Genomic DNA, 6,582 nt, shown 5'->3' with positions numbered 1-6,582 from the left:
TCGTGTCGTCGGGAATATCAACCAAAATGGCAGCATTATCATTAGGTAGCCTGGTGTCTAAGTTAGCCTGCCATGCAAAGCTCGCACCGCCTGTTGCTTTAGTAGGGTCTATGCCTTGGTCTTTACAGACTTCTTGGACTTTAGGATCGTCCTTTTCCATGACTTTAATGATCAAATTCGACTGCCCAGACTCATCCGCTGCTGAGTCAAAATGGTGAACGGAGCGTTCCGTAAACCACGTACCCTCACTTTTATGGAAGAAGTCGATCATTGACAAGGGCGGTATTAGATGCATCTGTTTTAAAACCTCTTTTTATCAAATTTTGCCGTTATTGAATACTGAGCAATGAGATGAAGTCCCAATTTCGCTAAAGTGTAGAATAACTCCAAAAGTTATATTTTTATCAACTGATGACAAATAGTGAAATTCAAGTTATCACTAGCGAACGCTCCAGTCCAACTCCAGAAATATTAACAGCCCTCAAAGCCAGAACCCCTCTGGATTGGGTCGATTTGTACCAATTCAATCTCAAGGAAGTCGATTTACAACAAGCTAACTTGAGCAAAGCCAAGCTACTAGGAGCCGACCTCAGTGAGCTAGTCTTGAGTAATGCCGATTTGAGTGGCGCAGATTTGCGAGGCGCTAATTTGCAAGGAGCCGATTTGAGTGGGGCTAATTTGCAGGGAGCCTATTTAAATCGTGCTAACCTCCAACAAGCCAATCTAAGTGGCGCAAATTTGGAAGGAGCCAAACTGCAAGTAGCACGTTACGATGCAGATACGAAATGGCCCCAAGAATATAACTACAAAGCATCGGGAGCAGTAGGACCGGGTGCTAATCTCAATGGTGCTTTTCTTAACACAGCTTCTTTACGAAACGCAGATTTACAAGGTGCTAATCTGCGTGGAGCCTACCTGAGTGGCGCTGACTTGACAGGAGCTAATTTACAAGGTGCGGCTTTAAGTGGTGCTGATTTGACGAAAGCTTATTTAACTGGGGCTTGTTTGCGGAATGCTCGATTGACTGGAGCCGATTTGCGGGATGCAGACCTCCGAGCAACTGACCTCTGTGATGCAGAGATGGAGCATCTTCAAAGTATCGCTGGTGCAGATTTTACTTTAGCCCAAGGACTCACAGAAGCAACTAAAGCTATGCTTAAAAGCCGCCCATATTCAGAACTTGACGTTTGGAACGCCTACACTCGCACAACAACTCGTGAGAGTTTGAGTGCTTGACTGTCGCAATTTTGGCGTTGCTGATTCCATGTATGAAAATGATTTTGCATCATACCAAAATCCTTGTAGAGACGTAGCAGTGCTACGTCTCTACATCCAGATTCATGCTTTAATTCAGCAACGTGGCAATTTTAAATTTTAGATTTTAATATCAAGTTCACTTAATTACTTAATAATTTAGTAGTGGCTTTACAACAGTTGCCACTTCTTTTTTAGGAGCGCTAAAAACGTAGCGTATCCTTCGGAAAAACCCGGTGCATCGGGTAGAGCATATTGGGGAAATTCTTTATACGATCGCCAGGCTTCCGAAGCTTTATGTCGCAAATGTAAAGCAGATTCTGAGGAACCTGGTGGTCGCCAAGTCATTTGACCCGTTTGTGTATCAGTCACAAATGCCTCCTCATCTCGAAAAAGTTGATCTTTTATTCCAGATTTTGGCAGATTAGCCGGATATTTTGGTTAGTTTTAAGGTTAAATGACATATTTACTATTCTTGAAATAAATCTTATCACAAGATTCGGCACAAACCCACATCGCTATTGTGGTAGCAAGTCTTCTAAAGCAGCTCCGACAACTCGGTGATCCTCATCCTGTCTAAGTTGGTTCAGGGCTGCTTTTGCTTCCGGCTCGTCAAAGCGTTTGAGGGCATAGCTAACTCGCACGCGCATCCGCCAAGATTCATCATTCACTAACGTTAGTATTTGGGATAGTGCCGCAGTATGTTGGCTAGAATCAGCTAGTAAACCGAGTCCATCAACAGAGGATTCCTGAACTGTGAAATCTTCATCTTTTAAACCTTGAACGCAGATATCAAATAGCTCTTCAGGACAATTCATTTCAGCGATCGCAGCTAAAATGCTCCGCTTAACTAGCCAGTGGTAATCTTGATAAAATGCCATAACTAGATGAGAAACTGCGACTCTACCAAATAGCGACAAAGAATTGGCCGCCTCAGCTCGCACGTTGGGGGTATCGTCAAATTTCATAATTTGCATCAAAGCAGCAAAGGATTCTGCTGATTGTTGATTACCCAAACCCCTAGCTACAAAAGAACGCACCAAAAATTCTGAGTCATGAAGCTTACTTGCTAAAAGAGGAACTGCAACTTCTGATTCATAATCATTGAGGGCTGCGATCGCCTTCAAACGAGAGTGAAAATCTGGGTTCTTCAGTTCAGTTTGGATTTGATAGATTTCCATAGGTGCATTTGGTAGAGCTATCTTTACTTTATTTTACAGATGTCAAAAAATAGCGATCGCATTTGGGAAGATTTAACGCAATACCCTAAACTCTTAACCAATGACTCAATTAAGCGAAAGCGTCAAAGAATTAATCGCCAAAGCTAGGATTATCAGTTTTGCTGAGTGGGAACAGTCTCATTCCAAAGCAGCGATTGCCATATTTCAAGCTGCGGATGATGCTTTCCGTTATCTGAGCGACGAAGATTTATTGCAGATTCAAACCTTGTCATCCGATAATTCTGAGTTAATTCCTGTTGCTGTGTTGTTACGCGATCGCGCGGCCGAAATTGTCGATGAAGCTAGAGACCAGGTTTTGACAACCTATCCTGAAATTATCCAGCCTGGAGGTGGTCTTTATCCGCCTGAACGCGCCCAAGCTTGCTGGCGAGATTTTTGGCATTTTCTCCGTTGTATTACTTATGGCATAGCAGGTGGACACCCTGAGTATACAAATCCCACGGGACTGCACTATATGAACTTACTCTATCAGGAATTACAAGTTCCATTAGATGCAATGCTCTTAGGTTTAAAAAGCATTAAAGCTGCTAGTTTGAAACGCTGCCCAGCCAATCAGCAAGAAACTCTTAATCCCTATTTTGACCATTTAATCACCCGACTGGCTACTTTTCAAATTCTGTAAGCTAAGTGAGCGTGAATAATTCAAGGTTTGTAGTCATGGTTAGAGTTGCTTACTAAAAGCCAATTTAATTAAATTTACATTACGTAACATAGTTTGATTTATTCTTGCCCACTTACCAAAATTAACTTCTGTGAATCGGCACGATAAATACTCTTGCTCAAGGGAAAACAACAATAGGATCGGCCGTATCCCAATCTCAAATCAAATTCTAAAAACAAGCTTAAATTTCTCCAAAGTATTATCTAACTTAACAAAATTTAATAAATATGGTTTCAGCATCGTATCAGAATGTGTAAAGGCATTTAATGATGTAAAAACTTAAATAATTAAAACTAATAAGGATCTAAAGTCTCTAAGACTTCTCCTTTTCACAAAGATGTAAAGTTTTTTAACATCTGCTGAATTCCTTCTCATAAAATCTAGTTGTTAACTGGGAGATATAAATAGCTTTTAGACCAGCATCATGATTAGGATTTGCTCAATTCTGTCGTCAGTTGTCATATATAAAGATATCTAACGCACTTTAAAAAAATAAAGTTTTACAAATGCTAATCAGTAGCAAAAATAACTGACAACTGAGGTGGAATTCCACGCCAATAAGGGGTAAGATGCTCAAAAATTTCATTTAATTTACGTTTTTAGGGAGATACTTCAATGTCACTGTGGGCTATTGATTCACCTAGTGTTGAACTGCATCCGAACACCAGCGAAAGTGAATTACAAACACTGATTCGAGCGGTTTACAAACAGGTTTTGGGGAATGCTCACTTGCTAGAAAGTGAGCGCCTAGCTACTGCTGAATCGCAATTGCGCGATCGCAAAATCAGCGTCCGCGAATTCGTCAATACTGTTGCCAAATCAGAACTCTATCAATCTCTGTTTTTCAGTTCTTCTTCCCAATATCGGTTCATTGAACTGAACTTTAAACACCTGCTAGGTCGTCCTCCTGCCGATCAAGCAGAAATTGCCGAACACGTCCGCATCTATAACGAACAGGGCTATGATGCTGAAATCGAATCCTATATCGATAGCGAAGAGTATCAGCAGAATTTTGGCGAGAATATTGTTCCTTATCCTCGCAGCACTAGCTCCCAAATAGGAATTAAGAATGTTACCTTTAACCGCACCTTTACCTTATTGAGAGGAGTAGCAAGCAGCGATAGCGATCGCAAAGCTAAATTAATCAGGGATATAGGTGCAAATTTACCCACATCTATCAAGGCTCCTGCTGCTGGTTCTAGTGTAAACAGCACCAGCAAACGCTTCTTGATTAAGGCAGTTAAAGGTTCAGCTAGTCTCCATACTCGTCTGGGCAACCTTGAATATGTAGTTAACTACAACCAACTGTCTGGACAAGTGCAAAACATTCATACAATGGGCGGCAAAATCATCAGTATTACTGAAGTTGCTTAAGTAGATGAGCGGGGAGTGCGACTGGGGTAAAATAACAACTCCTAACTCCCAACTCTTGTACAGACACGATTAATAGGGCCTCTCCTAACTCCCAAGTCATTCAAGAAAGCTAGTATCTAGGCTGGGAGAATAACTATTTAGCCAAGATATTTCTTGGATTGTAGGCTACTTTTTAAAATCACTTTTCTAATGGAAATTACTGAATTCTTTGAACTTTCAATTGGGCGATGGCGATCGCAACGTAGCGGTCATCATTTAGCATTCGCTCACTTTGAACAAGTGCTGTCTAACATTGACATTGAGTCTCTATCCACCGACGATCCGGCGGTATTAGCAATTTGTCAATTGTATGACACCGACCCCGGCAGTATCACTCACCCCTTTCGGATGACTTGGAAAGGTGAGTCAGACTGGGACGATAAACCAATCTCTGGTAGTACCGTGCTGGTGCCAATTCCAGATATAGAAAATCCTTCTAGGGGAAAACTCTTACGCGAGCAAGGATACGCTGAGACAATCCCCGCAGTGGGTAAATACCACTTGAGTGAAGATGGGATTTTTACCCTGCTGACAGAGTATGAACACGCTGCTGCTGAAGAGCGAATTTGGTTTGCTACACCAAATCTGCGATTCCGGGTAGCGACAATTAAAACCAGTGATGGTAAAGGCGTGACAACAGCTTCCTTTTCTTCAGAGATTCGCTCTTTGTCTAGTTCAACCAGTTAGTAATATCAGGTTAAAACATAAAAGGAATCATCTACTTTTGTCACTACTGAGGTTGAATATGACAATAGCACCCAGCGAATCTAGCACCAACGCTAGTGATTTGCTCACCTTAGCCTGTTGGATGGCAGGAGATTTTAGCAACTACAAGCAATCTTTTGCAAATCCCCAACTTTACGCCCACATTCATATTTTTTTCCGTCCTTTACCGATTGAATTTTTTTCTGCCATCGGTTTTTATTCAGAACAAGCGTATGACCACGATTTATGGACACCCTACCGCCAAGGAGTACATAGACTGGTAGATTGTGGCGATCGCATTTATATCGAAAATTACAGCTTGAAAGACCAGATGCTTTACGCAGGTGCGGCTCGTGAATTAGATATCCTCAAAACCATCACCCCAGATTGTATCGAACGGCGTTATAACTGTTCGATGGTTTTCCAACGAGAGGGTGAAATGTTTCGGGGTAGCGTGGAACCGGGTAATCAATGTCTGATTAACCGCAATGGCTGCCAGACATATCTAGTCAGCGACGTAGAAATAACCGAGCATACTTGGATAAGTCTAGATAAAGGTATGGATATTGAAACCCACAAGCAGATATGGGGGTCAACTGCTGGGCCTTTGCGATTTGAAAAACGGGAAAGTTTTGCTGATGAATTACTTGCAGTGAGAGCATTATGTTGATTCAGCTTGAATCTGTTAAATATAAAATGTTACCTCCACAGGCTGAAAAAAAGATGCGCTGTTGGATTCGTAGCCGCCACTTGATTTGTTCCGGTAACTTTTTTATATTCGAGACATTGGAATATACAACCATTGAAAGATTCTCTCAATGTGTCGCTTCTTTAGGAGGAACAGTAATATCCGTTGACCCCATTAATAAAATCTGGATGGGCGATCATCGCCAAGTAATTTTATATCAGGCTAAAGCTAGTTTACATACTCCTCATCATACTTTGAAACAATACTGGATAAAATACGGTGGTTTCTACACTAGATTTGATGAGCGTCCTTAGAGTCACTTTCCTACGGAAATCCTTTTGACATTTTAATTTTAAATACTCCTCAAGGGGTTGACGGCTAATTGTTAATGTTTAACTGCTAATTATTTACTATGATTAGCTCTTGCTTGTTAACAGTTAGCCGTCTAAGTTTGGTAGAAATACATACCGTACAACAGAATCCAATACTGCATAGGTTTTGCCTAACAAATAAATTTTTATTAATCATTCTTTTATGGTAAATAAACCTGGACTGTAGGGGCAATTCATGAATTGCCACTACAGATATATTTTGCATAATTTTTGTAAAATATTATACTA

General features: G+C 41.0%; 9 protein-coding genes. 6 read left to right on the top strand and 3 right to left on the bottom strand.

Going from position 1 to position 6,582, the window contains the following annotated elements:
* On the bottom strand, window positions 1-271 hold a 271-nt coding region (locus GNF10_RS34015), incomplete at its 3' end, for a phycobiliprotein lyase (RefSeq protein ID WP_260446367.1).
* Window positions 272-411: 140 nt separating this feature from the next.
* Here GNF10_RS34015 and GNF10_RS34010 point away from each other — a divergent pair.
* Window positions 412-1,236, top strand: a complete 825-nt coding sequence (locus tag GNF10_RS34010; protein ID WP_185580912.1) for a pentapeptide repeat-containing protein — start codon at window positions 412-414, stop codon at window positions 1,234-1,236.
* A 189-nt stretch (window positions 1,237-1,425) separates the two neighbouring features.
* On the opposite strand, the gene GNF10_RS34005 is transcribed toward GNF10_RS34010, so the two are convergent.
* Together GNF10_RS34005 and GNF10_RS34000 are read right to left on the bottom strand one after the other, a co-directional pair.
* The gene (locus tag GNF10_RS34005; RefSeq protein ID WP_185580914.1) at window positions 1,426-1,626 is read right to left on the bottom strand and encodes a hypothetical protein; all 201 of its coding nucleotides are present in this window, start codon (window positions 1,624-1,626) and stop codon (window positions 1,426-1,428) included.
* Window positions 1,627-1,772: 146 nt separating this feature from the next.
* Window positions 1,773-2,435, bottom strand: coding sequence for a HEAT repeat domain-containing protein (locus tag GNF10_RS34000; protein ID WP_185580911.1), 663 nt, complete (start codon window positions 2,433-2,435; stop codon window positions 1,773-1,775).
* Between the two features lie 100 nt (window positions 2,436-2,535).
* Here GNF10_RS34000 and GNF10_RS33995 point away from each other — a divergent pair, with 100 nt between their 5' ends.
* The 5 genes from GNF10_RS33995 to GNF10_RS33975 all read left to right on the top strand — a co-directional run bounded on the left by GNF10_RS33995 (window position 2,536) and on the right by GNF10_RS33975 (window position 6,276).
* Window positions 2,536-3,117 carry a phycobilisome protein gene (locus tag GNF10_RS33995; RefSeq protein WP_185580910.1) on the top strand — a complete coding sequence of 194 codons (582 nt, stop codon included), beginning with the start codon at window positions 2,536-2,538 and terminating at the stop codon, window positions 3,115-3,117.
* Window positions 3,118-3,771: 654 nt separating this feature from the next.
* Window positions 3,772-4,530: a phycobilisome rod-core linker polypeptide gene (locus tag GNF10_RS33990; protein ID WP_185581754.1), complete on the top strand. Its 759-nt coding sequence runs from the start codon at window positions 3,772-3,774 to the stop codon at window positions 4,528-4,530.
* 189 nt (window positions 4,531-4,719) lie between these two features.
* Window positions 4,720-5,256 carry a phycobiliprotein lyase gene (locus GNF10_RS33985; protein WP_114082079.1) on the top strand — a complete coding sequence of 179 codons (537 nt, stop codon included), beginning with the start codon at window positions 4,720-4,722 and terminating at the stop codon, window positions 5,254-5,256.
* Window positions 5,257-5,314: 58 nt separating this feature from the next.
* Entirely contained in the window at window positions 5,315-5,944 is a 630-nt protein-coding gene (locus GNF10_RS33980) for a chromophore lyase CpcT/CpeT (RefSeq protein WP_163928625.1), read from the top strand.
* Complete coding sequence (locus tag GNF10_RS33975) at window positions 5,938-6,276, top strand: CpeR family transcriptional regulator (RefSeq protein WP_185581753.1); 339 nt, start codon at window positions 5,938-5,940, stop codon at window positions 6,274-6,276. The genes GNF10_RS33980 and GNF10_RS33975 overlap by 7 nt, the downstream gene beginning before the upstream one ends.
* Window positions 6,277-6,582: the final 306 nt, after the last annotated feature.

It is taken from the genome of Nostoc sp. UCD121, from assembly GCF_014222285.1.
Taxonomy (GTDB): domain Bacteria; phylum Cyanobacteriota; class Cyanobacteriia; order Cyanobacteriales; family Nostocaceae; genus Nostoc.
Note: the sequence above shows the minus strand (reverse complement) of the source record. Positions and strands in the feature narration are given on the sequence as shown.